A 25,090-nucleotide genomic window follows, 5' to 3' on the forward strand; every position below is an offset into this window, starting at 1 on the left:
GCCCGTCGGATGGGGGTGGTCATGATGGCTAGGCCCGGGGCATACCCGGACTCCTCCGACACAGATGGGGGAGTTCCGCAGGTTGCGGTCATCGTTTCGCACTAGGTTAGTTGTCGGAACGGCGGGAGGCAGTTGAGAGTATTCCGGCGATTCCCTGCCCGGCTCGATCACCGGAGACCAAAGCGCCTTGGATCGAGCCGGTGTCACGGTGGTCGCCGCAGACGAATATTCTCTCGGAGATCCGCTGCACCGATCGGTCGATCAGCGGGGGAGCCGAGGCCGGCAGTGCGTGCGGAAGCCGATGATTGATCAGAACCTGCCACCTGCGGGTCGACGTGGCGTAGATGCGTTCGAGATGCTGCCGGATCTCCCGTTCGTCGGCCAGACCGTCGGGCCGATCGAGCAGCGTCGTTGCCTCAATGAGCGCCGATCCCGCAGGCGCGTAGCTCGGTGCTGCATTTGAGACGACTGCAGTGTGCCAGACGGGCCCATCTGGGCCTCCCTGGGGAGCCGAGGCATCCAGCACCAACAGCGGATCCTCGAGAGGAGGTTCCGGAGCTTGGAACCACCAGGTCGTCAGTCCGCGAGTAGGAGGAGTCTTCTCGCCGGTCAGCTCCTCGAGATCCTCAGCACCGACTGCGGTGACAGCGACACGCGCCCGTATCCGTCCCCGGTCGGTGTCGACTTCCACACCATTGTCGGTCTCGCGAAGGTCTCGTACGGCGGTGTTCACGCGCACGGGCGCTTCGAGAGACGCCGCCATCTGCTCGGGCAGAGCAGCCATGCCTCCCCTGGGCAGACCGGGGATCGCGCGCACGAACGATCTCATCAGCAGGCGAGCATAGTTTGCCGAACTCGCGCCAGTACTGTCGGCCAGCACACCGGCGAGGAACGTGTCGATGACGTCATGGCGCAACGCTCCCGTGACTCCCGCAACATCTAAAGAGTCTGCGAGAGTTGAGTCCCGCGTCGCCCGCGAGGCTGACGATGGCCGCAGCAGAGTCGGCCCGAGCCACCTCAGAAGCCCGCGGATCTCCTTCGGTTTAATCAGTCCAGAGCTCAACACCGATGACTCGCGGCCAAGCCGGCTCAAGGATGCGCGCAGCGTGGTCAGACGCTGTCCCTTGCGGACCATCACTCCGGCGCCGAAAGTCTGCAAGTCCAGTGAGGCGACGTCGATGAAGGCGCGCACTGCAGGGTACGAGGGATTGAGCAGCTGAAACCCGCGGTCACAGAGGAAGCCGTCGATTCGATCGGTGCGCACGCGACCGCCGACACCATCACTCGATTCGCAGACCTGGACAGTCAAGCCGTTGCGCTGCAACCGTCTGGCACACTGCAGGCCTGCGAGACCTGCTCCCACGACTACAACGTCGGCGTCCACGATTCTCCTCTTCTCGGTTCGACACCAGCATACGCGTCGCGCCACCGTGGAAAATCGAATCATCGGAATGCTGTGGGCTTTGAGACCGAGAACGCCAGCTCAGGTCATAGCGGACGTGCCGACGACCGTGGACGGCAGCGGAGATGTCCGAGACGGCTGATGCAGATCTCGCCAACGGGAATGCCGCGGATCGGGGACTTCAGCAGAACCCGGGAGTGTCCCGAAACGGAGCGATTGTGCAGCAGCGAATGCTTCTTCCGGAGCAGGTCTCACTGGGGGCATCTTCAGCTGGGGTTCATCGAAACACCGCATGTTCCAGTGGGTCTGCAAAGTCATCTAATCCAAGAAGACGAATTGCTGGTGGCGATCGGACCTCGACTTGAGTGGCGGCACGAAGGGACCAGCGCAGTTTGCAAGAACGGGTAGCGACAGCGTTTCTGACCAGGGAACTCGGGTGGGGAACGTATGAGGCTGCGCGGGATCTCCTCGTCGCAACTGACGATTCTTTATCGTCTGTGTAGGGGAGAACAACTTCACGGCCCCTGTCGCAGTGACTGGCCCTTTCAAGACCGACCGGGTTGCATACGGAACTGAGTAGAGCTTCAGTGCTGCAGGCTGACCTCAAACCGTGTGTTCCAATTCAAGGTCCGGTAACGGTAGAGGTTCGTTTCAGTGCTCGCGGAGATTCACAGCTGAGGTCTCGGTCGAGTAGACGGGGCTATCGCGTTCACATCATCGCTGACAGACTGAAGCCAAGAGCCCACCCAATGATCTCCCGCGGTTTCAGTCTCGGACTGTTGGCCGAGAGAGCACTAGCTGAGCGATTGCGGCAGCTACACGGTTGCTCGACAGCATGTCTTAGGAGGACAGACAGCATGAACGAAACTTCTACCGATCAGCGGGCTACAGGCGAGGAACCTGTGGCGCGAACCTGCGAAGTCGTGATCGTCGGCGCTGGCTTCGCTGGCCTCGAAGCAGCCAAGCGCCTCGGGCGGGCCGGAGTAGACGTGCTCTTGCTCGATCAGAACAACTATCACCAGTTCCAGCCCCTGTTGTACCAAGTGGCAACCGCCCAGATCGCCCTGTCAACGGTGGCTCGCCCGCTGCGCTCCATCCTCCACAGGGAGCAGAAGCATGTCACGATTCGAACTGCTCAAGTAGCTGCGATCGATGCAGCGAAGAGAACGGTCACCACCGCAGACGGTGTGCGCTACCGGGCGGAGATACTAGTGATCTCCTCAGGCGCGGAGCCGAACTTCTTCGATACTCCCGGAGCGGAAGAACACGCCTACCCCCTGTATTCGGTCGACGACGCCGCCCGATTGTCGTCAGCACTGCTCGGAGCTGTGGAGCGAGCATCCGCGAACCAAGAACACGCCACCAACAGAAAGTTCACGGTTGCCGTCGTTGGCGCGGGTCCCAATGGCGTGGAAACTGCCGGGGCCATCGCCGAAAACATCAGGGACGTAGTCGGCAAGTACTATTCGCACAGTTTCGCTTCGTCGTGCGCGGTTCACCTTGTAGACATGGTCGACACTGTGCTTCCGCCCTTCTCGCAGGCATCGCAGCAGTACACCAGAGACCGGTTGGAGAAACTCGGCGTCAAGGTGCATTTGGGCAGTGCGGTCGCGGAAGTCTCCGATACAGATATCTCCCTTGCTGATGGGACGAAGATCGATGCGGAGATCGTCGTCTGGGCCGCCGGGTTGAAAGCCTCGCACCTACTGGAGGCCGCCGGACTCACGACCGGTCGTGGCGGACGGGTCGATGTGGCCACAGACCTCACGGCACCGGAGTGCCAGGGAGTCTATGTCTTAGGCGATGCCGCCAATATCGTCGATGCCAAGGATCGGAAGCTGCCGCAGCTCGGCTCGGTGGCCAAACAGTCGGGCCGATGGGCGGCAGAGAACATTCGCGCCGACCTGACTGGACGGCCCCGCCGCGAATTCAAATTCGTCGATATGGGGTATATGGCAATGATCGGTCGATGGCAGTCAGTGGCCGAGCTGACTCCGCGCCGATATCAAGTGCAGGGGATGCCGGCGTTCCTTGGCTGGCTGGCAGTCCACGCATTTCTCCTCTCAGGCTGGCAGCAACGTGCCGCCGCGGTGGCGTCCTGGGCTCGTGACTATCTGACGACGAGTCGTCCTCACGCAGTGGTCTACCGACCGGAAGCCTATGAGATCGCCAGGTATGCCCGAACAGACCAATCATCCACGGTCTGAGGGCGATTTGAGATTGTTCACCGGGCGCGCCATACGGTGCGCCCGGTGTCATACGCGTTGGTTGAGCACTTCGATGGCCGGCCGACTTGAGCGTTCCAGCATGAGCAGATGTTGTGGTCGAGACCTCAGGTGTCGAGTGCGGGATGTTTCAGCAAGGGCCAGCGCTGCCTGATTCGTTCCAGGCCAGGCAACGCTCTGGGCGAAGATGCCGCTCCCAATTGTGCGCATTAAACGGTGCTCTCTCATCGAATTGGTCGGACTTGATGGGCAGTCGAGGGACCGCCGGACTGTTAGATTGTGTCCATGAGCACAGAAAAGATAACAAAGCGACCCGACTTCCCCCGACCTGGGCGGGCGCAGGCTCCTGCCGGTGACGAGGTCGAGAAGGTCTTCGAGCGTTTCTCTCCCACTTACGAGAAGCAAGCAGCGGATATCTGGGATGCGCTGGAAGAGCAGGATCTGAAAGTCTGGATCATCGACGGTGGTGAGAACGATGGCGAGACGATCTGCGCGGGTCGAGCCTACGATGACGCGGCTTTGGTGATCCATCTCGAAGACCCCAACGAGGCACTGGCTGTCGCAGCGGCCCGGGACGCTGGCAAGCTTGACGACTACATCGCCTCCGGGCTGGGGTGAGTCCCGGGTGCGATGATAGAGCTAGTCGTTGAGTAGGCGGACTCTTCGACAAAGCGTAGCTGTGGACATCTCAAGGTCCCGGGCTGCTTGTGCAGCAGTTTCACCACTGTCGATGAGTCGAATCGCTTTACGGATTTGGCTGTCGGCGATGGGACGGGGTCGGCCACCGAGGTCAGAGCCGCTTTCTCTGGATCCTTGATCGAATCGGTCATGCACACGGCGGCATCACCCCAGAGAAAATCGAGGACCACATCAACCTCGGTTTCGACCGAGCCCAACTGGGGGTCATTCAGCTACATAACCTCGGTTGCTCCCAGGGCAGGCAGCGTCGCGAGCTTCAGCTGATCGCGGCCCGCGGCGACAAGCTGCGATGCCCCAAGATGCTTCGCGACCTGCACGGCGGGCCGTCCAGCACCACCCGTCGCACGAAGGACCAGAACGCACTGGCCCGTCTCGAAACGGACTCGACAGCGCAAAGCGAACCAGGGTGCCAGGGTCGGGCTCGATGCATTGGCAATCTTCACGGGGTCGGCCGCTGCAGGAAGAATAATACTGCGAGCACGGTTGATCACGGTCCTATCTGTCATGGCGCCAGGTTGACCTAGGCCCTGGACGAAGTCATACAGATTGAATCGTCCGACACCCTTCCCACTTCGTCGACCGCGGCAATCGATGCGAGGCCGTTAGGGGCGTTATAGTGCTTGCCCGAGGCGCTTCCGAGGATCTCGTTATTCACCCCGGCTACGAGCACGTCGACGAGCCGGCGGGCCGACCTTCTCGCGTACTCTGCCCATCCGAGAACGTCGAATGGGCCTGCTGAGGCGTTGAACGGAAGACTGGAACATCTACGCGGTATCGCGTTAGGTTGTCCGCGACCGCGGCAACTGTCTCATCCGGTCGTTACTCCACGTTGGTGGAATGGACCGGCTCCTACTGCCCTGATTATGAAGAGCCGATTAAGGGAAGTAGTGCGCCTCGGAGGCGGGTTCCCGATCTTCGTGTTCTACCGGAGCCGCCTTGACCCGTTGATGCGTACCATCATGGACCCCGCCGAGCCCTTCCATACCTCCAACCCCCACAAAAAGGACTCCAACGGGCGACGCGAAAATTATCCGTAACCGCTGCCGCACTTGGAGATGCCCGCTGGGCTGATGGAGCTCCTGTGAGCAGACACCCTGGACCCATGGGAATCTTCGTCGCTTTCCGCGCCGTCCTGGAAGCTATGTGAATTCGTGCAGAAGCCTGTTATTGTGATTACAATGTAAACTCGTTTGGTGTGGAAGCCTGGAAATGACAGGGCGCATCGCAACCGCGATCTCTGCCCCATTGCGAAGAGGTCCGTCTGACATCGTCGGATGAGATGACAGCGGCGGGTGAACGAACGTCTAACGCCAGAACGGAGGCATCGAATTTTGCGGATCTGTCTGATAGCGTCGAGCCGATTTCCCATCTGTGAGCCCTTCGCGGGCGGCTTGGAGTCTTTCACACATGCTGTAGTGAAGAAGCTGGTCTCCCGTGGGCACTCAGTCACGCTGTTTGCCGCCCCCGGCAGCGATCCCGAACTCGGCGTCGAGATGATGGTCCCGGAGCACTTCCAATCCTCGGAGGCGGCTCAGAACGACGTTTCGGCGATGCCAGAAGAATGGATGCGGCAGCATCACGCCTACTTGGAGCTGATGCTCGGCCTGGCCGGGGAAACAAAGTTCGATGTCATCCACAACAACTCACTCCACCACCTGCCGTTGGCATTGTCCTCTCTGGTGCGCACACCGATCGTGACGACACTGCACACACCGCCGACACCGTGGTTGGAATCGGCCGCGGCTTTCCGTTCGCCGTCGACTTTCTTTGCGGCCGTCTCCAGCGCGACATCTCAGTCCTGGTCGCACGCGCTGGACAGCACTCTGATCTCCAATGGAGTGGATACGAATCTGTGGCAGGCGGGACCCGGCGGTCCTGCCTGTGTGTGGACAGGGCGCATGGTCGCCGAGAAGGCGCCCCATATTGCAATCGAGGCCGCCCGCGCTGTCGGGTTCCACATCGCACTCGCAGGCCCGATTATGGACGAGGAGTACTTCTCCTCTGAAGTGGTCCCGCGCCTGGGCGACGATGCCTATTACTGCGGGCATCTCAATCAACAGCAGCTGCGCACTTTGGTGGGTTCATCTGCCGTGGCTGTCGTGAGCTCGCAGTGGGACGAACCCTACGGTTTGGTCGCCGCAGAAGCCTTGGCCTGCGGGACTCCTGTGGCGGCGTTTCCAAGAGGCGGACTCGTCGAGGTCGTCCGCAGCGACGTAGGAGCGTTGGCCGGCCAGCTCACTGTCGAGGCATTGGCCCAAGCGATCCGCACTGCTGCCGGGCGGGACCGTGAGGCGGCTCGCAAATATGCGGTAGAACACCATTCCCTGGAGCGCACCGTCAGCGGCTATGAAGCACTGTATCGTCGTGCGGTTACCACTGTCGCAGGAAGTGCCGCGTAATGAACGTCGACCAGCGCTCTGTTCCTCCCATGATCGGGTGGTATATCCACCACCAAGGTTCCGGACACTTGCACCGCGCCGTGACTATGGCACGGGAGCTGACTCGTGCCGGATGGCACGTTACCGGACTGTCCTCCTTGTCTCGACCCGAACAGTGGTCAGGAGCATGGGTGAAACTGGCACGCGATGATGGGAATTCCGTCTACTGCGGAGCCGCAGCGGCGGCAGAACCGCCGGCCGATGCGTCCGTCGGAGGCCAGCTGGAACGAGAAGACGTCACGGCGGGCGGGAGTCTCCACTACGCGCCGATCGGGCATTCCGGGCTGGTGCGGCGCTCTGCACAGATCTCTGCATGGATCGATTCCTTCAGGCCTCAGCTGATGGTGGTTGATGTCTCAGTGGAAGTCGCGGTTCTCACACGCTTACACGGGATACCGGTGATGACTGTGGTCTTGCCAGGAGATCGCGGCGATTGCGCTCATCAGCTCGGCTTTCGACTCAGCTCGGCGATCCTTGGCATGTGGCCCCCGGCAGCGGACGGCATCGTCTCCGGGATCCCAGAAGACAGCGAGCACAAGTTCCATGCCCTCGGCGGGCTGTCCCGATTCCCCCTCCCCGAGGCGTCACAAGACGAGCATGCGGACAGGCAGCCTCGGGCGGACGTGAGCTTTTCCATCGTTGTGCTCAACGGCGCAGGCGGAGGTGCAATGGTAGAGGACCTTCCGCATCTACTCAGACAAGAATTTCCCGCCGCAGAAGTCACTGTCCTCGGCGGTCCGGGTGGGATATGGGTGAAAGACCCCTGGCCGGTGTTGTGTGAGGCCGCGGTCGTGATCACCGCGGCAGGGCAGAACTCGATCGCCGAAGTCGCCGCCAGCCGCACCCCGGCAGTCGTCATCGCCCATCCACGGCCCTATGACGAGCAGAATTGGATGCTCGAGACCCTCGTCCGAGGTTCGTGGCCAGTCGTTGCAGGTCCTGAGACCAGCACCGCCGCGGACTGGGCTCGGGTAGTTGACCAGGCGCTGCGACTTGATGGTCGGCGATGGTCTACCTGGTGCGATGAGAAGACATCCGGACGGTTCATCCGCCTCGTGCACATGTACTCCGACGACACCTGCGGGAATAGATGATGGTCAGTTCTGCGACAAGACGGCCGGACACCTACGTCATCACCGCCGTCCATGGACGGCACGACCATCTGCGCCGGCAGCGAGAAAGCCTGGCTCTCAGCACCGTACGACCGGCAGACCATATCGTCATTGCAATGAACGATGAGGACCTTCGCGGTCTTGAGCCGTCTCCTACCGTACCCCTGTCGGTCGTTTCGATCCCTAATTGCGGCCCTGCCCTGCCCTTAGCGGCTGCGCGGAACCTCGGTGTTGCTCACACCGGAGGCCACCCGGATGATCTGCTCATTTTTCTCGATGTGGATTGCCTCCCGACGCCCGACCTGATCGAGGCTTATCAGAGTGCCGCGCAGGCCCACCCGCGGGACCTGCTCTGCGGTCCTGTCAGCTATCTGCCTGATGTCGAACTCGATCCGATCACCCCAGGCTACGCCGAACGTCTGACGCGTCTGTGCGAACCGCACCCCGCCCGCCCCAACCCGGCGCCGGGGGAGATTCTCCTCGCCGGTGATCACGACCTCTTTTGGTCGCTGTCGTTCGCCGTCCGCCGTGAGATGTGGGAATACATCGGCGGCTTTGACGAGGACTTCGTCGGCTACGGGGGAGAAGACACCGACTTTGCATGGCAGGCCCGCGAAGTAGGGATAGCGTTGGCCTGGGTGGGCAGCGCTTCCGCCTTCCACCAGTACCATCCGGTGTCGTCGCCGCCGGTGGAACATCTCGATGACATACTCACGAACGGTCGCCTGTTCGCGCACAAGTGGGGTCAATGGCCCATGCAAGGGTGGCTGGAGCGCTTCGAAGCGCTTAGTCTAGTGCAGCGATACGCATCCGGATATCAGGCGGCACCCATCACTGTGGCTTCGGTCCCCGGCTCCCACGTCTATATTCGCCACCTTTCCAATCTGGATAATGCCGCTCCTGCGATTATCCGTCTGCCCGACCCTCCTCCGACACGCGCTGACACCCCCGTTGGGGCGCCGTGGTGGCCGCCGGCAATGCTCGATCCAGAGTGGGTCCGGGACTGCGAGGCGGATGTCTTCCACATCCACTTCGGCTTCGATGCTCACTCGCCTGCGCAGCTGCACGCCGTCATCGACGCACTGGAGGTGCGTGGGATCCCACTTGTCTACACTGTCCACGATCTGCAGAATCCCCATCACGAGGACGACGTGTTGCACTCTTCCCAGCTCGACGTCCTTATCCCCCGTGCCACTGAGGTCATCACTTTGACCCCGAAAGCGGCCGAGGAGATCCGGAGACGGTGGAACATCGACGCGCATGTCATTGCGCACCCGCATGTGGCGGAGTTTGAGACGATCACTGAACTTGGAGGCTCCTCCTTGCGGCGTCAGGAAGAGTTTCGACTCGGAATCCACCTCAAGAGTCTGCGGGCGAACATGGTGGGAATACCACTTCTGCAGGCCGCTGCTGGCGCTGTCACGAAAATTCCTGGAGGCATCCTGCAGGTGAATCTTCATCACGATGTCTTCGACGAAGCCGGCTCCCGGCACGACTCGGAACTTGTCCATTTTCTGCTCAACAGCGATATCGACCTGCGAGTGCACGACTACTTCTCCGACCGAGAGCTCTTCGAATACCTTGCCGGACTCGACGCCTCCATACTGCCGTACCGCTTCGGAACTCACTCGGGCTGGATGGAAGCCTGCCACGACTTCGGCACTCGCGTAATCGCCCCGGACGTTGGCTGTTACATCAGCCAAGGTGCTGATGCGAGCTACTCTTGGAGGTTCGAAAACGGAGTTTGGGCCCCAGACGCTCGGTCGCTGGACGCCGCGGTGCTGAGCGTCTCGTCCGAGCAGGAGGATCCGGTCGCAGAGATCGTCAGTCGACGCTGCCGCCAACGTAATGAGATCGCAGCGGCCCACGCCGCGATCTACCGCAGCGCCCTTGCGAAAAGCCGGTTCTGATTACTAGAACGGGTTACTCGATCGAGCCCGGCTGTCCGAGGCGCTCAGCCCAGGCCCACTGGGTGAACGTAGCGAACCACCCTTGTGAGAGCATTGCGCTCACCTTCGACTTTCTCATCGTCACCGGCGAATCAGCTCGGGAGAGTAAGCCGGGCCCCGGGCTGTAGCCCGGGGCCCGGCGCTGGACAGCATCGTGACAGTCTCACCGCCACCGTAGGTACATTGCCACGCAGGGTGCGGCGAGCAATTTGCGGCGAAGACCGAGACCAGCGTCTGCACGTTTCAGCTGCCGGCCACCTCTTATCTTTAGTTGTATCAGCGCTTCGCTGGGAGGGAGGGGAACGCTGACAGGCGATAACGCCTCGGACGACGGCCGAAGACCGCGAGAACCCGAGAACCCAAACGGTGGGAGGGGCCTCAGAGTGCCCGAAGACCCGGCACTCACAGGGGAGGCGAGATCGCCTCTGCTTGCCGTTGTACTCGTCCAGTTCTCGTAGCTCACGGTCACCGAGGGTGATCGTCCAGAACTCAGCACCGATCGCCAACTGGTCCTTTCGTGCACACATGCACTGCATGAGACGACACCAGCTACGGTGTTCAGGCGCTCATAGCCGCCGGTTCAGCAGAGCCCGAGCTGATGGCGATCTTGCGCGGTTTCGCGGATTCGGCAACCGGGATGGTGAGACTCAGTACGCCTGTGTCATAGCTGGCCGTGATGTTGTCGGTATCGAGATTGTCGCCGAGGACCAGTTGACGACTGAATGTTCCACGGGGCCGTTCCGCAGCCGCCGATGACTCCACGTGATCCGAGGCAGGCCGCTCAGCTTTGACGGTGACGACGTTGTTCTCGACGTCGAGGTCGAGATGCCCCGGTTTGATTCCCGGGAGGTCGAGTTCGACGTGGAAGGTGTCGCCGTCGCGCCAGGCGTCCATAGGCATCATCACAGGTCGGGTAGAAGTCCTGGTTGCTCCGAACACTTCGCGGGTCAAGCGTTCGACTTCTCGGAACAGGTCAGTGCGCATCATGATCATTTCTGAAACCTCCTGTTCTCGATGTGGTTGTGGTCAGATGATAGGAGCTACACCATCTGACGCATAAATCTTTTAAACTACGAATATGAGTTTGTCAACCTCCGGAAGGGCTCGAATTTGATGGAAGGTGAGGGAAGAGATGTGAGCCTCAGTGAGCACACATTCTCGATTTCGGTCACAGCTGAGCTGACGGAGTGGGCATCCAGTCGTTGCGGCAGTACGAGGCCCGAGGGCTTGTCAGTCCAGCCCGCAGCGAAGGCGGGACCCGGAGGTTCAGCCGCAGCGCCGTGGCTCGAGTCCGACGGCTTCGAGAGCTGATCGAGGCAGGCGCGAAGCTCACGAGTATCGGCATCATTCTCGACTTGCAGGACGAGAACACCTCGCTTCGCTACGAACTGAGGAGGAAATGACGAGAGAGAAGTACAGGCTCGGGGCCGTGATCTGCAGGCGGTGGCCGTCCGCGAGGATTACGCATTTCGCGGTGTGCCAGGACGCGGCGGGCTTGGAGGTGATCACAGACGCGGTTTCGTGGTCGAAACGCGAGCACGCAGCGCCCAATCGAGTCCGGTACGCGAGATCTTCGCTCGTGGTGGTGCCGCGGCAGCGTTGTCTTGGTGCCATGAGTGGCCGCATTCCATGCTTCTTTACGGGCGGGGCGAATATGGAGCGTGGTCGGCCAGTGGCCGAAGGGTTTGTGAGCGAGACGACGGGCGACGGTATCGCGGACGATCTCGTGCCCACCACCCCGTCGGTGCAAGTCATCAGCCGCGTTCGACCGGCATTCAGAGATAGGTCTGTGGCCGGTGATGTGTTGGCCGATGCAGGTGAGATCGAGGGCGTTGAGCCGGCAAAATGACGTGAGGCCAGAGGTCGAGGACTTAGGCGCGGTCACGACGAGGTTTTTCGGATGAAGAGTGTGAGAACTCCGATGATCGGAAGACCGCGACGGCGATGGGTGGCGCCGCCCGTTGTTCTGGATTTGCAGCTCCGTGCTTCTGATTATCGAGAGCCTCTAACCCTGCATCACTTTGCCTTTTGCCGCGGGGTGTGAGCTTCTCAGTCAGTGGGCAGTGATGTTCGGACGTTATTTCAGAGTGTTTCGCGCAGGACATCCCGCAATAGTGCCAGCGCCCGTTCCTGGGTCTGAGCGAGGATCGCGATCGGTTCACCGGAGAAGACCTGTCGTTGGGAATAAACTTCGGATCCGACAGCGACAGCAAGCCAAGTCGTGCCTGGCTCGTTCCCCTCCTGGCCCGAAGGGCCCCCGGCGCCGGAGGCGGCTACGGCGGCATCGGAGCCCAGAAGGGTGCACGCAGATCTTGCCATACTCTCGGCAGCCGTCTGCGAGATGACTGGCCCCCGGGGGACTTTCAGCAGTCGATGTTTGACATCGCTGAAATAGGCGACGACAGCACCCGCGAACCAATCGCCAGAACCCGGCACAGCGGCGAGCTGGCTGGCGATCTTGCCGCCTGTCAGTGACTCGGCAACACTCACGACTATCTGGTGGGTCTCGCACAGTTCACCCAACTCAGAAGCGATACGGGCGGCGCGGTCTTCGTATTCTTCGGCATTGCTCATGGCGTGCGTTTCACCGTTCGTCGGGGACGAGATCATCGGTGCTCATGACCTCTGCCAAAGCCTCCTGCAGGGCTCTGCGCGCGATGGGGCAGGGGATGGTGAGTTCGAGACGGCGGTTCCTGGCGTGCTCAGTCGCCTGTCGCATCAGCTCCCGGCAGTGTCTGTTCGCCTCTGTCTTCTCAATCGCTTCGCAGTAGACGAACATCATCGTGTTTTCGGCGGGGACAAGATTGTAGTGAAGGGCCGCCACGAGTCGGCCCGGAAGGTAGAGGTCGTATTTCGATGCCTCGCGGTTGTTGAGCAGGATATAGGAATTCATGTCGCTCTCAGTGAAGTATTCGGATATGAGGTGGGCGCCGCGGGATGAGATCGTGCGTGGGACGCCGCCGATCGAGTCGATTGCGTCGTCAATCAAAAGATGTAACCTTCTGCGCGGCTCGGTCATGATGGTCAGTCGCTGACTTTTCCGTTGCGGGACCGAGCGGCGCGGCTGCTTGCAAAGCTGCGAGGAACCTTTGGGCCCAGCGATGTACATCATGGTCCTCGACCGTTACCGCCATCGCTGCAATGCGCTCTCGTGCCTGGGCGGTGTCCAGGCTTGCGGCCTGGTGCATCCCGTTCTTCAGCTCTGAGATGTCATGCGGATTGACGACGATGGCTTCGGCGAGTTCGTCGACTGCGCCTGCGAACTCCGAGAGCACAAGCGCTCCGCCTCGATTTCTACGGGCGGTGACGAATTCCTTGGCAACGAGATTCATCCCGTCGCGGAGGGACGATACTACGAGGACATCGGCAGCGAGGTACAGGGCCACAGTGTCCTCGAACGAATACGAATGGTGTGAGTATTGGACGATGCCGCGACCCAGCGTCGCGAAACGACCATTGATCCGTCCCACCAGTCGCTCCACTTCGTCGCGGAGGTCCTGGTACGCTGCGATTCCTTCGCGAGAGGGCACAGCCACCTGCAGGAAGTTCGTCGTCTTCGGTGAGAGCAGGTCGTCGGCGAGGAGTTCATCGAACGCCCGGAGGCGGTGGGGGATGCCTTTGGTGTAGTCGAGACGATCGATGCCCAACATCAGAACGTCCGGATCGCCGAGATCGTGGCGGATCCGGGCCGCCGACCGAACGACGGTCGCAGAGTCTGCGGCTTCGCGGATTGCAGCGGTATCGACCGAGATGGGAAAAGCATCGATCAAGGGAGACGGGGCATCGACATCGACTGCAAATTTCCGCGCTGCCGACCGGAAGTTCTCCGCGTCCGAGTTGCGCTGGAATCCGATGACGTCGGCCCCGAGCAGACCTTCGACGACTTCTCTGCGCCAGGGCAGCTGCCCGAACAGCTCGACGGGGGGAAACGGAATGTGGTTGAAGAAGCCGATTCGCACGTCGGGTCGGAGCTGCCTGATCATGTGCGGGACCAGTTGCAGATGATAGTCGTGGACCCAGATGGTGGCTCCAGAGGCGGCCGATCGGACGGCCGCCTGCGCGAACCGGGAATTGATCGCCTCGTATGCGCGCCACCAAGTGCGATGGTACTGAGGGGTGACGATGAGGTCGTGGTAGAGCGGCCACAGCACGCCATTGGAGAACCCCTCGTAATAGGCGCGATGTTCTGCCTCAGTCAATGGGACAGGAACGAGTGACATCTGGTCGAATTCGAATGGCACGATCGTTTCGTCGAAGCATCCAGCCCAGCCGAGCCACGCCCCACGTTCGGCTCTGACTATCGGCGCAAGTGCGGAGACGAGGCCTCCCGGCGCGGCCTGCCAGGTGTCTTCGCACCGGTCGACGGGTAAGCGGTTCGCCAGGACGATGAACGAATGTTCAGGGTTGGTCTCTGCCATGTTCTTCTCGCTCTTCTGACTCATCTGCCGCTGAGACTCGTTGAGTTCTTCTCCTGCCGGGGCAGCGGAAGGGCGAGAACCTGGTCCTCGCCCTTCCTCCGGGCAACGTCAGTGCTTCGGACCGTTCCTCAGAGATTCGGCGGCTTCACGAGCCGTGTCCCTGATCTCTTCTGCGGCTTGTCTGCCCTCGGCCTGGATCTTGTCGGTCTTGCCTTCGGCCTCCAGTCCTTTGTCACCGCTGGTCTTGCCTGCGGCAGATTTCGCGGAGCCCTTGAGCTTGTCGACTTCGGGGGAGCTGTCGTTCATCTTTCTTCCTTTCGCGTGCATGACCGGTCTCGCGCAAGCAGGCAGGATCCGATGCGATGGGAGATTCTGTGTGAGAAGTGTTCGGCTGCCTGTGCGTCAGCTGTTGATCAGCAGCAGGATCTTGCCGTGGTCGAGCTTCTCTTCGAGGTCGTCGGACTCGTTCGACGTGAAGCCGAACTCCTCGAAGATCGCACGCAGCTCGTCGCCCTTCTTGTCGTACCGGGTGCCCACGAGATTGCTGAGATCGTCGGGTTCGTTGGCGTTGACGCTGCCTGCGACGCGGTCGGTGCGGTCATCGTCATGGGAGATGACGAAGAGGTCATCCTTGGCGATGCCCGCTGCCGCCTGGCGCTTCACTTCATCCATCAGTGCGGTATCGTCCTGGAATTCTTTGACTGCGGGTTTCATGTCGACTCCTTTCATGTTTACGACGTAATCACGCTAACAGACACTGTGGGTCTGCGCGAAGAGCCTACGGCGAATTTTGCAGGGGGTTCTCGTTTTTGCGGTGCCGATGTAGCCTGGACGGCATAGCATAAAAGTGTTTACGCGCTAATCGCGACTGAGCAACGAAAGGAGGTCCTGGACTGTGTGACATGTGACGCGAGTGAGCAGGTTCAACGTTGTCAATTCGGGCAGGGAGGATCCCATGGCCCAGAACCGTCTGACCAGAAACGACATCGTGCGAGCGGCGATCACCTTCGTCGACGTACACGGACTCGATGCGCTGACAATGCGACGCCTCGGGCAGTCCCTCGGGGTCGAAGCCATGGCCTTGTATAGGCATGTCTCCGGACGCGAAGACCTTCTCGAAGCGATGGTCGAAGGTCTCATCGACAGTCTGTTCGATAACCGGCTGATGAGGCAGACGCCGTCATCGTGGGAGGACTATCTCCAGCGGGTGGCCAACACGACGAAAGAACTGGCGCTCGATCATCCCGGGATCTTTCCCCTGATCGCTACTCAACCGTCCCAAGCCCCGTGGCTGCGTCCTCCATTGCGCAGCCTGCGCTGGGTCGAAGAGTTCCTCTCCACTCTGCAGCAATTCGAGTTCTCCGATGCGGCCGCGGTCGGTGCCTACAAATCGTTCACCAGCTTTCTCATCGGGGATCTGCTCCTGCAAGTCCATTCCACGAATTTCGCCATCACCGACGAAGACGATCACGACAGGCCCGATGACGACTCCGACTTATCGGAGTATCCCACCGTGAACGAGCTGAGTGACCTGCTCAGCGAAGATCATCGCCAACGCCAGTTCGACGATGCCCTCGACGAACTCATCGAACGCATCCGCCTCTCACCAACCAATTAGCCATACCCTCAGACAGCTCACTGAGCTGAGAAGGATCAATATGCTCGACACCTCTTCAGAGGCCCTCCAGGTCCTTCTCGTGGCCGACCCGGGCCTGCCCAGCCGCCGAGCGGCCGCTATTCATCAACGACTCGAAAGGCTTCTGCAAGACGCGTATGGGGTCACAACGACCTTGTACACGGCGACTGACACCATCCGCTTGACACCGGAAAGCGAACTCGACCTCAGCGCTGTCGAGGACCTTCGGGCCGACTACCCGGACGTCAACATCGTTCTGATCCTCACCGAGATCCCGCGCCATACTCAGGGCGACCCGCTGATCGCCGAGGTCCATTCCGACAGCAACTTAGCGATCGTGTCCTGTCCCACTCTTGGCGCATGGTCGACCAAGCGCCGCATCATCAAAGTGCTGATGAGTTCGGTCAACAAGTTGGTGCCGTGGGATCCCGAAGACACGACCCGCCGGTTTCTGCTGCGCTGGTCCGACTGGTCCGACAACGAAGACGCACAGCACCAGTCGCTGCATGCACACACCATCACCGGAGGCCCACGTCTGGTTCTGGGAATGACGATGGCCAACGACCCGTGGCGCACCGTCCCGAAGCTTTCTGGAGCCCTCGCCGCGGCATCGGCCACAGGAGCTTTCGGCATCTTCTACAGTTCCATCTGGCAGATGTCGACCTATCTGTCCACCACGCGGCTGCTGTCGATCGGCGCGGCCGCCATCCTGGTCATGGTCACCTGGCTGATCATCAACCACAAACTCTGGGACGAACCACGCAAAGACAACCTGGCGACGGTAGTGATGTACTACAACTTGTCGACCGTCCTGACCCTGCTGATCACCGTGCTCGCGCTCTACGCGGGACTGGTCGGCTTCATTCTGCTGGGCGGCCTCGTCGTCATCGACCCCGAGTTCATGTCAGCCCAGATCCAGCAGGAGGCGGCGGTCGCCAACTATCTCGATATCGCCTGGCTCAGCGCAGCGATGGGCGTCGTTGCCGGCGGTATCGGCGCAAGCTTCGACTCCGACGTAGATGTGAAACGACTGACTCACGGACAGCGTATGCGCCAACGGGTCTACACCGACAACCACCCGGACACAGATGATGTCAGCCAGACCGCCTGATGGCTGATAAGGACCTGCCCGACGATTTCAGAAAGACTCGACATGAACACACAGCATCGGTTAGACGTCACTGGGATGATTTCGGCGCCTCTGGGCTCCTGGCGCGACGAACCTGCCTGCCACGACGAGCTCAGGAAGCTGGTCACCAGCGATGCGCAGACCGCTGACAAGGTTCGCGCCTTGAGTCGATTTCTCGAACTCACCGGGACGTCGTCTCAGATGCGGCAGTGGGAGTCGCTGCTCGAGGTGGCGGCCGTCGATGTCGCTGTCGCTCGGATGCTTGAACCCCATGTGGATGCGCTGGGCATCCTTGCCGAAGCCGGACACGACGCACCCGATGGCTCGACCTGGGGGGTCTACGCCGCCGAGTCTCCAGCTCGCGTCCTCACCGTGGGTGCAGATGGCGAACAGACCGTGATCGATGGAGAAAAAGCCTGGTGTTCCTTGGCCGCCGAACTCTCGCACGCCATCGTCATCGCCGGCAGCGACGGGGGATCGTACGCCTGTGCCGTGGACCTCAGGGACCCCCGAGCGCAGGCCCAGCCGACTGCCTGGCCGAGCGTGGGGCTGCAGGAGATCCCGAGCGGAAGTGTCGCATTCACGAAAACGCCCGTCACCGTCCTCGGTCCGCCGAACTGGTACCTGGATCGAACTGCATTCGCTTGGGGAGGCATCCGAGTGGCAGCATGTTGGTTCGGCGCCGCCGTGGGACTGGCAAGAAATGCCGTGCGACGGCACAGCAAGCGCTCCAACCCATCCACAGTCGGTGAGATGCTGATCGGTCAGCTCGAGGCTGAGATCTTCTCGATTCGCAGCGTCTTCGCGCAGGCAGCGGCCGCAGCCGACGGGGGTGACGAGTACTCCCGTGCACGTGCCTGGACCGTGGCCCTGACAGTGCGCAATATCGTCTACTCAGGAGTTCGCCGGATCCAGCACCTGAGTCGCGAAATCGCGGGACCGGCGGCGCTGACAGGCGATGTCGGCTTCGCCAAAGCCGACGCTGACCTCACCGTCTACATCAGTCAGCACCACGGTCCACGCGATGAAGCCGCTCTCGGCACGGAACTTCGCACGAAGGTCGACCACAATGGGTTTTGACCATCGTGACACCGGCACGCCCGAAGCCTGTTGGAGGGAAGCCGGTGTGCAGGATCTTCCCGCGCTCGGGGTCGAGGCCATGCCTGCCGGGGCCACGTTCATCATCCTTGCCGCACATCCGGACGATGAGGCCCTTGGAGCCGCCGGCCTGCTGGCCCGCCTGCGCCGGTCCGCTCATCGAGTCGTCGTCCTGCTCTTCACCGCAGGGGAACGATCCCATCCGGCGTCTCCCACCCACTCGACGAAGGAACTCAGAGAGATGCGTCTGCGCGAGTTCGATGCGGCACTGGATCTGTTTGATCACGAGCGTCTGTCCCGCCGTTTCGTGGGGTTGCCTGATGGGCAGCTGGACGCATTCAGCCAGAGGATCGTCGACGAGATCGCGGTCGAAGTGGACCAGCACCAGGGGCACGTCGTGCTCGTCTCACCCTACAGCCGGGACGGACATGGCGATCATGAGGCGATCGGAGCAGCAGCCCTGCAGCTGGGGCGTGACCGCCACACGACGGTGCTCGAGTACCCGATCTGGTACTGGCATTGGGCAGACCCCGCCGACGAGGCGTGGCGCAGCTGGTCGTTTCTGCCCGATCCAGCGAACTTCGACAGGCAGGCAGTGTTCGACGGGTATCCGTCGCAGGTGTCAGCGCTATCCGATCAGCCCGGAGACGAAGCAATCCTCAGCCCCGCTCATCTCGAACACTTCCGTCGTGGTGGAGACATCTTCGCGGTCTCGGACTTCCGCGACGGTGCGGCTCCGGTTTCCTGCGGCGGCGGCAGCTCACAGACGCTCCACGACGCCAGTGCGGCCTCTGCGGTCTTCGACGAAGTCCACGTTCAACGGTGTGACCCCTGGCAGGTGTGGAGTTCCGAATATGAGATCGCAAAACGCCGGAATCTCCTCACCCATCTGCCTGCGGTTCCGTACGCTCATATCCTTGAGATCGGCTGCTCGGTCGGCGCTCTGACCCATGAGCTCGCTGGTGTCGGGGCGCAGGTGACGGCAGTCGATGCGAGTTCGCAGGCTCTGCGAATCGCCAGACGCCGAGGGGCTGCGCCTTCATCGGCAATCAACTTCGTCCATGCCACCATTCCCTTCGAGTGGCCCCAGGGCACTTTCGACTGCGTCGTGCTGTCGGAGACCGGCTTCTACCTCAGTCGTTCCCAGCTCTTCGACACCTTGGAGAAGATCGATGGCTCGACAACGGTTCGTTTCGTCCTCGTGCTCTGCCATTGGAGGGGAGAGATCGACGATTGGCCACTGGATGCCGATGAAGTGCATCGCATCTGCTTAGGCGCCTGGCCTCGTCATCGGATCGAACACCGGTATGAAGGGGATTATCGTCTGGACATCATCACGATCGACAAGGATTTCCGCCCATCCGCGGCCGAGGGGCACGCATGATCACGCGTTTGGGTGTGATCATCCCGGCTCATAATGAGGAGGAAGACATCCTCGGGTGCCTCGAGTCGGTGCAGCGATCGCGCTCATGCGCTGTCGAGAGAGGCATCGACTGTCGGTTTCGAGTACTTGTCGTGGCAGATGCCTGCACCGATGCCACGGAGGGCATCGTCGAGGATTTCGCCGCCCGACATCGCGACGTCTTCGTCCTCGCGACCTCTTTTCAGTCCGTGGGTCGAGCCCGCGACTTCGGATGGAGGCACTTCATGCGAACAGAGAAATCGACGACAGAGCAAGACTCCGACTCGGCGTGGATCGCATTCACAGACGCCGACAGCAGAGTGCCCGAACATTGGATCACCACACATCTTGAACTCGCCGCTACAGGTGTCGATTGCCTGGTGGGCACTGTGGCCCCACGCCCGGAGACAGCATCGACCGAACTGATCGCAGCTTGGCATGCCAACCACGAACTGCTCGAGAACCACCCGTACATATTCGGAGCGAACATGGGTCTGCGCGCCGGCGTGCTCGAAGCCATGGGCGGCGTACCGCCGCTGGTGTGCGGTGAGGACGAGGCAATCGTCGACGCGGTGCTGCGGGAGGGCGGAGATATCCGCAGAACCGACGACTGCAGAGTGCTCACGTCTGCTCGTCTGTCCGGTCGCACGCGCGGCGGATTCAGCAGCTATCTGCGGCAGCTGAGCTGAAGCGGTGGTGCCTTCCGGTCCCGAAGATCGGGGCGCTTACGGGGCGGTGGCGCTCTGGTCCTGACTCGTTCTCCACCTGCACGTGAGGCGCCCCTCCGGAGAGAGACGCCTCACGTGACGGTGCGAGCAGATCAGGCGAAGATGCTCACCCCTCCTGGCCCCACGAGGCAGCCGACGACGATGAGGACGACGCCCCAAAGAATCTGCTTACGCAAGATCGCGAAGACGCCCGAGACGACGAGCAGCGCTGCGAGGATCCATAGGACAATAGCCATAATTTCTCTTCCTTATCGGTTTCGCTGTGAGCGTGGCACCACCGGATCGATAGCCGGTGCGGAATCTGATCAACGCCGAGGCTGAGCGCAACGACGTCGGAGAGCTGCCTTTCACTTGGCCGGCCGAAGGGTGCGATTCCATGTGCCTTTGCATCCTCCGAGTCTGCCGACCTCAAACAGCACTCGCCGAGAAGATTACAGCGTAAACACCGCGAACGATACCTCCTCCTTCACAGAGGGGTCGTCTTCGCGGCCACAGCGGAGTGAGAGAGGCGATCGGTCCCGACCCCCGTATGACGAAGAATGTGGACGGTACGAGGCAGGCGTGACAGGCTGATGTGATGCGTACACTCACGGTCCTCGGAGCCTCGGCCGCCCACCCCGTCCCAGGGGAGGCTTGCAGCGGCTATTTCCTTGACTGGGATGGGTTCCGACTTGTGCTCGATCTCGGCTATGGCACGTTCCCGCGCCTGTTGAGCCATGTGCCAGATGCTGAGATCGATGCGGTTGTCATCACTCACGAACACCCTGACCACTGCATCGATCTTCACGCGCTGTTCCGTTTCCGTCAGTATGCCGAGACACCGACGAAGAAGCTGCCGCTGTACTGCCCCGCCGGAGTCATCGACCTCCTCGGCGCTGTGGAACCAGGCCTTGACATGACCTCGGCATTCGACATCCATCTTCTGCCTGGGCACTTCGAAGTCGGGCCTTTGAGGCTCAGCTCCGTGTCTTTGCCGCATTTCGTGCCCAATTACGGAGTTCGCCTCGAGACCGCGACGGCAGCGGTCGCCTTCACCGGAGACACCGGACCGCATCCGGGACTCGCTGATCTCGGTCGCGCAGCCGATCTCTACATCGTTGATGCCACCGACCGACCCGGCGAGCAGGACAGCACCCGCCGCAACCTATTGACTGCTTCCGAAGCCGGTGAGTGGGCTCAGAGAGCCGGTGCCAAGCGGCTGCTTCTCACCCATTTCTGGCCAGGCAATGACCGTTCAGCGTCCGCTGAAGATGCAGGCGCGCACTTCGATGGAGAGGTCCTCACCGCCGAACCCGACTTGCGCATAGCTTTCTGACCGCTCGCACCGGCAACCGCGGCGGAGGGCCGTTGGCAGCTGACCGCCGAGACACAGAGATGGCCGGCACGCGTCACCGCCCGACATTGCCGGTGAGGACGCCGACCAAGGTCAGGACCATGGCGATGGCCAGAGCGATCGCCGAGGCGACGAAGGCGGCGGCGATGTGCTCGCTCAGGGCCGCCGCGACGATGGCCGGTCCGACGATCTGACCGATGCTGTACCAGGACGTCAGCTTCGCCGAGGCGTTCGCGACGCCCATCTGCGTGCCGACGCCGATCGTCATCATGACCACCCCGATGAAGGTGAAGCCGAAGAGGGCGGCAGCGATGATGAGGACGACCGGTGAGGATCCGAAGACCGCGAGCAGGGCACCGAAGACCTGGAGGCAGTAGCAGACGGTCAGTGCCTTGACCGTGCCGATGCGGGCGGCGACCGCTGACCAGGTCAGGGGAGAGGCTGCTGTTGCGATCCCGGCGATGAGCCACGTCGAGGCGGCCGCGGTTGTTCCGAAAACGGGACCGGCCAGCACCACGAGGTAGGTGCCGATGATGATGTAGCCGCCGCCTTGGAAGAAGTAGCCGGTGGAGAGGATCGCCATGGCTCGGCGACGGTTGGCCGCAAAGGGGGTGACCGCCTCGGCGGGATCGTCGGTGTTGGTCTCGGTCGGGTTGGCTGACTCGGTAGGGGCTGCCGCCTCGGTGGGGGTGGGGTTTTGTGGGATCCGGGCCGGGATCGGCCAGGTCCAGGCGATGATGGAGAAGATCGCGGACACGGCCGTGCAGATGAGCCACAACTGTCGCCAGTCGGCGAAGCTGCCGGCGGCGAGCACGATGGCTCCGGAGACGAGGATGCCGAAGCCGACTCCACCGTAGGAGATGCCGCCGTCGCGCGGTCGGCGGGAGTTCGCGGGAATGCGTTGGGTCACGCACACGAAGATCAGCCCCGAGGCGATTCCGGCGATCGTGCGGATGCCGCCCTGCCAGATGAGATTCGGGGTCAGGGCGACCGCGGCGAGACCCACGGTGGAGACGATGAGGCTGAGGCGGTAGACGAAGCGGTTGGGTTCGACCCAACCTTGGGCGATGACGAGGGTGCCGACGAAGTAGCCGACGTAGTTCAGCGTCGCGATCCATGCACCGGGCGCCGAGCTCCAGTGGAGGGCCGCGACCATGAGTGGCAGGGCCGGAGTGTAGAAGAACCGGCCCATGCCCATCGCCACCGCGAGACCGAGATTGCCGCGGATGGGAGTGAGAGAGGGGACGGCGGTGCTGTCGGGCACGGTGGGTCCTCTCGTCAGGCGGTGCTTCGGGCGGATGTTCGGGTGGCGGTGTCTCCGACCCTACGATGCCATGAGAATGGGGCGACCGCCTCGGCGGGAGGAGATGCGGACGTTCTCTGTGTATCGGTGGTGCGGGTGGTGTCTCAGTTCGCACTGTGGAAGTTGTTGTATCCGGGCGGACAGGGCAAAGTTATTTCCGTGAACATCAGAAGGAGTTTTCAGGGCGGCGTGCTGGCGCTCGCCCTCGTTCTGTCGGGGTGTTCGTGGTTCGATCCTGATGGTTCATCGCCCACCTCGAACCCGAGCCCCACTCCGACCGAATTCGAGCAGTCGAAGGTCGATGCGTCGGGGGCAGCTGCCGAAGTCACAGTCACTGCTGACAAGACCGGTCCCAGTTTCAGGGCTGACAACATCGGGGTCTCCTTCGAAGCCACCGATCTGGCCGACCCCCGGCTCGATCCGGCGAATTCCAACCTCGACGAGCAGCTGAAGGCGCTCGGGTCTCCGGCGCTGCGATTCGCCGGCAATGCCCTCGACCGAAGGACGTTCTGGACGTCGAAAGGGGAGAAGCCGAAGCACGGCGAACAGACCACCATCACTCCCGATGACCTCAAGCGATTGAAGAAGCTCGTCGATGTCACCGGTTCCACTGTCACCCTCGGCGTTCCGCTGGGCACGTACGATCCGGAACGCGGAGCGGACATGGCCGCGCACGCAATCGACATCCTCGGCGATTCCCTCATCGGTCTGGGGATCGGCAACGAACCGAACGGATACACCGTCGACGATGTTCCCGGTGGTGCGGTCCGCGGTGACGATTGGAACGAGGACAAATACGTCAAGCAGCTCGAAGCGTATGCCAAGGCCATCCATGCGAAACGGCCCGAGGCACCGATCATCGGCCCCGACGTCTACGACGGGGCATGGATGACGGCCTTCCTGGACTCTGGAGTGAAGAAGAAGACCGCGCTCGCGCAGCATTGGTACCAGCTCTACGACTGCGATTCTTCCTCGGTGCCTGGTCGGGGCCCGCAGGCGCCGAACCTCATCGAGCCCATTGCGAAAGAGGCGGCGAAGAAGAACCTCGGCATCGGGAAGGACAAGGCCGACGCTGCGGGGCTGCCGCTGTGGCTCGAAGAGACCGGGCCGACGAGTTGCCCGGGCACGAACGACACCTCACTGACGAACGCCTCGGCGCTGTGGGCCGCCGACTACACGCTGTATGCGGCCACCTTGGGTGTCGAGCGCATGGCCATGCACTCGATGCTCGGGGCTTGCAAGGGTGGAGCGCCGATGTCGCTCATCTGCGATCCGGCCGACCGCGGGGACCGGTCGGATGAGTTTCAGGTGAGGCCGAACATGCTCGGGCTGCGACTGCTGGTGCCGAGTGTTGGTGGGCATTTCACGAAGACCTCGGTGGCTGGCGGCGGGAATATGAGCGCCTACACGGTGGTGAAGAACGACGGCCGCACGTTGGTCACGACGGTGATCAACGCGAACGATGCCGCTTCGGTGGGCGGGAACCCTGTGACTCTGTCGATGCCGTCGGGGTTCAGTGTTTCGTCGGCGTCTCAGGTTTATGGGGAGTCGAATGATGTGAAGAGTGCGACGCAGGTGGTGCCGGCGAACCCGCTGCCGGCCGATGTGCCGTTCAGCGGGGACGGGGCTTCGGCGTCGTCGTCGTCGGGTGGGGCGTCTGGTTCGGCGTCGAACTCGCCGGATACGTCCGGTTCGCCGACCGCTCCGATCGGCGGTATGGGCGACGACGGGAAGCTGCGGATCGACCTGGCCGGGAGCTCGGTGACGGTCTTCATCATGCGCAAGGGGTGAGGAGGCCGGGCGGGCAGAGTTGTTACGGTGAGGATTTATCTAATCCAATCAGAACATTGTGTCGCGAAAGAATGAGGCAGGCAATCTTCTTCGGCATTGAATGACAGATCTGGTGTCAGTCGCTTCACATATGATGGATTTGTAGTACCACAGCGCACCGCGAGGCATCTGATGGAAACGTTGAAAGCGGAACGCTTCAATCTTTTGTGGGACAAGCTAAGTGATGCCCTTGACGATCAACAGAAGCGCAATACTGTGATGAACCTTCTGACTAAGCTGCGAACGTCAGGCAAGATCGTCAACGCAGGGAGCCGGTCGAAGTCGCGATGGAAGCTTACTTAACTTTCGTCAAGTGTAAGAGAGCTAAGTAAGAAGGATTGCCTCCCGACTGATGTCATCGCTGGTCAGCGCCGCGATTGCTTTCTTA

At 61.7% G+C, this 25,090-nt stretch carries 22 protein-coding genes and 2 pseudogenes; 14 read left to right on the forward strand and 10 right to left on the reverse strand.

The window, feature by feature from the left end; translation table 11 throughout:
• Positions 1 to 106 precede the first annotated feature (106 nt).
• Entirely contained in the window at positions 107 to 1,429 is a 1,323-nt protein-coding gene (locus ACSBQT_RS03475) for an NAD(P)/FAD-dependent oxidoreductase (protein WP_435000958.1), read from the reverse strand.
• Between the two features lie 896 nt (positions 1,430 to 2,325).
• Between ACSBQT_RS03475 and ACSBQT_RS03480 the strand changes: the two genes are divergently transcribed.
• From ACSBQT_RS03480 to ACSBQT_RS03505, 6 genes and pseudogenes are all read left to right on the forward strand, one after another.
• Positions 2,326 to 3,609: an NAD(P)/FAD-dependent oxidoreductase gene (locus ACSBQT_RS03480; protein ID WP_435000889.1), complete on the forward strand. Its 1,284-nt coding sequence runs from the start codon at positions 2,326 to 2,328 to the stop codon at positions 3,607 to 3,609.
• 303 nt (positions 3,610 to 3,912) lie between these two features.
• Entirely contained in the window at positions 3,913 to 4,245 is a 333-nt protein-coding gene (locus ACSBQT_RS03485) for a hypothetical protein (RefSeq protein ID WP_410709788.1), read from the forward strand.
• Positions 4,246 to 4,991: 746 nt separating this feature from the next.
• Positions 4,992 to 5,187: pseudogene (locus tag ACSBQT_RS03490) on the forward strand (transposase); the annotation flags it as partial.
• Positions 5,188 to 5,618: 431 nt separating this feature from the next.
• Positions 5,619 to 6,725, forward strand: coding sequence for a glycosyltransferase (locus tag ACSBQT_RS03495; protein WP_410709789.1), 1,107 nt, complete (start codon positions 5,619 to 5,621; stop codon positions 6,723 to 6,725).
• Positions 6,726 to 6,895: 170 nt separating this feature from the next.
• Positions 6,896 to 7,858: a hypothetical protein gene (locus ACSBQT_RS03500; RefSeq protein ID WP_410709790.1), complete on the forward strand. Its 963-nt coding sequence runs from the start codon at positions 6,896 to 6,898 to the stop codon at positions 7,856 to 7,858.
• A gap of 134 nt (positions 7,859 to 7,992) precedes the next feature.
• Positions 7,993 to 9,786: a glycosyltransferase gene (locus ACSBQT_RS03505; protein ID WP_435000890.1), complete on the forward strand. Its 1,794-nt coding sequence runs from the start codon at positions 7,993 to 7,995 to the stop codon at positions 9,784 to 9,786.
• Between the two features lie 597 nt (positions 9,787 to 10,383).
• On the opposite strand, the gene ACSBQT_RS03510 is transcribed toward ACSBQT_RS03505, so the two are convergent.
• Positions 10,384 to 10,815, reverse strand: coding sequence for an Hsp20/alpha crystallin family protein (locus tag ACSBQT_RS03510; RefSeq protein WP_435000959.1), 432 nt, complete (start codon positions 10,813 to 10,815; stop codon positions 10,384 to 10,386).
• 197 nt (positions 10,816 to 11,012) lie between these two features.
• Here ACSBQT_RS03510 and ACSBQT_RS03515 point away from each other — a divergent pair, with 197 nt between their 5' ends.
• A complete protein-coding gene (locus ACSBQT_RS03515; RefSeq protein WP_435000891.1) occupies positions 11,013 to 11,228 on the forward strand; it encodes a MerR family transcriptional regulator in 216 nt (71 codons plus the stop codon).
• A gap of 10 nt (positions 11,229 to 11,238) precedes the next feature.
• Here the strand turns inward: ACSBQT_RS03515 and ACSBQT_RS03520 are convergent.
• The 6 genes and pseudogenes from ACSBQT_RS03520 to ACSBQT_RS03545 form a co-directional block, all read right to left on the reverse strand.
• A pseudogene (locus ACSBQT_RS03520) lies at positions 11,239 to 11,710 on the reverse strand (ISL3 family transposase); the annotation flags it as partial.
• 197 nt (positions 11,711 to 11,907) lie between these two features.
• On the reverse strand, positions 11,908 to 12,399 hold the full coding sequence (locus tag ACSBQT_RS03525; RefSeq protein ID WP_410709794.1) for a CinA family protein: 492 nt from the start codon (positions 12,397 to 12,399) through the stop codon (positions 11,908 to 11,910).
• A 10-nt stretch (positions 12,400 to 12,409) separates the two neighbouring features.
• Complete coding sequence (locus ACSBQT_RS03530; protein ID WP_434593523.1) at positions 12,410 to 12,844, reverse strand: hypothetical protein; 435 nt, start codon at positions 12,842 to 12,844, stop codon at positions 12,410 to 12,412.
• Positions 12,807 to 14,267 (reverse strand): alpha,alpha-trehalose-phosphate synthase (UDP-forming), encoded by a 1,461-nt coding sequence (locus tag ACSBQT_RS03535; RefSeq protein ID WP_435000892.1) that lies wholly within the window; start codon positions 14,265 to 14,267, stop codon positions 12,807 to 12,809. The genes ACSBQT_RS03530 and ACSBQT_RS03535 overlap by 38 nt, the downstream gene beginning before the upstream one ends.
• An 84-nt stretch (positions 14,268 to 14,351) precedes the next feature.
• Positions 14,352 to 14,549, reverse strand: a complete 198-nt coding sequence (locus ACSBQT_RS03540; protein WP_435000893.1) for a CsbD family protein — start codon at positions 14,547 to 14,549, stop codon at positions 14,352 to 14,354.
• 96 nt (positions 14,550 to 14,645) lie between these two features.
• Positions 14,646 to 14,957, reverse strand: coding sequence for a general stress protein (locus tag ACSBQT_RS03545; RefSeq protein WP_039209161.1), 312 nt, complete (start codon positions 14,955 to 14,957; stop codon positions 14,646 to 14,648).
• A 241-nt stretch (positions 14,958 to 15,198) separates the two neighbouring features.
• Here ACSBQT_RS03545 and ACSBQT_RS03550 point away from each other — a divergent pair, with 241 nt between their 5' ends.
• Genes ACSBQT_RS03550 through ACSBQT_RS03570 form a run of 5 tightly spaced genes read left to right on the forward strand, consistent with a single transcriptional unit; the run spans position 15,199 to position 20,197 of the window.
• A complete protein-coding gene (locus ACSBQT_RS03550; RefSeq protein WP_410709797.1) occupies positions 15,199 to 15,861 on the forward strand; it encodes a TetR/AcrR family transcriptional regulator in 663 nt (220 codons plus the stop codon).
• Positions 15,862 to 15,901: 40 nt separating this feature from the next.
• The gene (locus ACSBQT_RS03555; RefSeq protein WP_410709798.1) at positions 15,902 to 16,990 is read left to right on the forward strand and encodes a hypothetical protein; all 1,089 of its coding nucleotides are present in this window, start codon (positions 15,902 to 15,904) and stop codon (positions 16,988 to 16,990) included.
• A gap of 42 nt (positions 16,991 to 17,032) precedes the next feature.
• Positions 17,033 to 18,088, forward strand: a complete 1,056-nt coding sequence (locus ACSBQT_RS03560; RefSeq protein ID WP_435000895.1) for a hypothetical protein — start codon at positions 17,033 to 17,035, stop codon at positions 18,086 to 18,088.
• A complete protein-coding gene (locus ACSBQT_RS03565) occupies positions 18,078 to 19,490 on the forward strand; it encodes a PIG-L family deacetylase (protein ID WP_435000896.1) in 1,413 nt (470 codons plus the stop codon). Before ACSBQT_RS03560 ends, ACSBQT_RS03565 begins: the two co-directional genes overlap by 11 nt.
• Positions 19,487 to 20,197, forward strand: coding sequence for a glycosyltransferase (locus ACSBQT_RS03570; RefSeq protein WP_039209172.1), 711 nt, complete (start codon positions 19,487 to 19,489; stop codon positions 20,195 to 20,197). The genes ACSBQT_RS03565 and ACSBQT_RS03570 overlap by 4 nt, the downstream gene beginning before the upstream one ends.
• A gap of 131 nt (positions 20,198 to 20,328) precedes the next feature.
• On the opposite strand, the gene ACSBQT_RS03575 is transcribed toward ACSBQT_RS03570, so the two are convergent.
• Positions 20,329 to 20,472: a GPGG-motif small membrane protein gene (locus ACSBQT_RS03575; RefSeq protein ID WP_162835624.1), complete on the reverse strand. Its 144-nt coding sequence runs from the start codon at positions 20,470 to 20,472 to the stop codon at positions 20,329 to 20,331.
• Positions 20,473 to 20,813: 341 nt separating this feature from the next.
• On the opposite strand from ACSBQT_RS03575, the gene ACSBQT_RS03580 reads away from it, so the two are divergent.
• Positions 20,814 to 21,551, forward strand: a complete 738-nt coding sequence (locus tag ACSBQT_RS03580) for an MBL fold metallo-hydrolase (RefSeq protein WP_410709801.1) — start codon at positions 20,814 to 20,816, stop codon at positions 21,549 to 21,551.
• A 73-nt stretch (positions 21,552 to 21,624) separates the two neighbouring features.
• On the opposite strand, the gene ACSBQT_RS03585 is transcribed toward ACSBQT_RS03580, so the two are convergent.
• Entirely contained in the window at positions 21,625 to 22,833 is a 1,209-nt protein-coding gene (locus ACSBQT_RS03585; RefSeq protein WP_435000897.1) for a YbfB/YjiJ family MFS transporter, read from the reverse strand.
• Positions 22,834 to 23,031: 198 nt separating this feature from the next.
• Between ACSBQT_RS03585 and ACSBQT_RS03590 the strand changes: the two genes are divergently transcribed.
• Positions 23,032 to 24,663, forward strand: coding sequence for a hypothetical protein (locus tag ACSBQT_RS03590; RefSeq protein WP_435000898.1), 1,632 nt, complete (start codon positions 23,032 to 23,034; stop codon positions 24,661 to 24,663).
• The last annotated feature ends 427 nt before the right edge of the window (positions 24,664 to 25,090 follow it).

The organism is Brevibacterium sp. H602 (assembly GCF_051172395.1).
In the GTDB taxonomy this organism is placed as follows: Bacteria; Actinomycetota; Actinomycetes; order Actinomycetales; family Brevibacteriaceae; genus Brevibacterium.

What these genes read in the sequence shown, in the direction of transcription:
- ACSBQT_RS03505 (WP_435000890.1), top strand. Translation starts at nt 7,993, where the DNA reads ATGAACGATGAGGACCTTCGCGGTCTTGAGCCGTCTCCTACCGTACCC.
- ACSBQT_RS03485 (WP_410709788.1), top strand. Translation starts at nt 3,913, where the DNA reads ATGAGCACAGAAAAGATAACAAAGCGACCCGACTTCCCCCGACCTGGG.
- ACSBQT_RS03525 (WP_410709794.1), bottom strand. Translation starts at nt 12,399, where the DNA reads ATGAGCAATGCCGAAGAATACGAAGACCGCGCCGCCCGTATCGCTTCT.
- ACSBQT_RS03580 (WP_410709801.1), top strand. Translation starts at nt 20,814, where the DNA reads ATGCGTACACTCACGGTCCTCGGAGCCTCGGCCGCCCACCCCGTCCCA.
- ACSBQT_RS03550 (WP_410709797.1), top strand. Translation starts at nt 15,199, where the DNA reads ATGGCCCAGAACCGTCTGACCAGAAACGACATCGTGCGAGCGGCGATC.
- ACSBQT_RS03555 (WP_410709798.1), top strand. Translation starts at nt 15,902, where the DNA reads ATGCTCGACACCTCTTCAGAGGCCCTCCAGGTCCTTCTCGTGGCCGAC.
- ACSBQT_RS03545 (WP_039209161.1), bottom strand. Translation starts at nt 14,957, where the DNA reads ATGAAACCCGCAGTCAAAGAATTCCAGGACGATACCGCACTGATGGAT.
- ACSBQT_RS03565 (WP_435000896.1), top strand. Translation starts at nt 18,078, where the DNA reads ATGGGTTTTGACCATCGTGACACCGGCACGCCCGAAGCCTGTTGGAGG.
- ACSBQT_RS03575 (WP_162835624.1), bottom strand. Translation starts at nt 20,472, where the DNA reads ATGGCTATTGTCCTATGGATCCTCGCAGCGCTGCTCGTCGTCTCGGGC.
- ACSBQT_RS03530 (WP_434593523.1), bottom strand. Translation starts at nt 12,844, where the DNA reads ATGACCGAGCCGCGCAGAAGGTTACATCTTTTGATTGACGACGCAATC.
- ACSBQT_RS03570 (WP_039209172.1), top strand. Translation starts at nt 19,487, where the DNA reads ATGATCACGCGTTTGGGTGTGATCATCCCGGCTCATAATGAGGAGGAA.
- ACSBQT_RS03535 (WP_435000892.1), bottom strand. Translation starts at nt 14,267, where the DNA reads ATGAGTCAGAAGAGCGAGAAGAACATGGCAGAGACCAACCCTGAACAT.
- ACSBQT_RS03540 (WP_435000893.1), bottom strand. Translation starts at nt 14,549, where the DNA reads ATGAACGACAGCTCCCCCGAAGTCGACAAGCTCAAGGGCTCCGCGAAA.
- ACSBQT_RS03560 (WP_435000895.1), top strand. Translation starts at nt 17,033, where the DNA reads ATGAACACACAGCATCGGTTAGACGTCACTGGGATGATTTCGGCGCCT.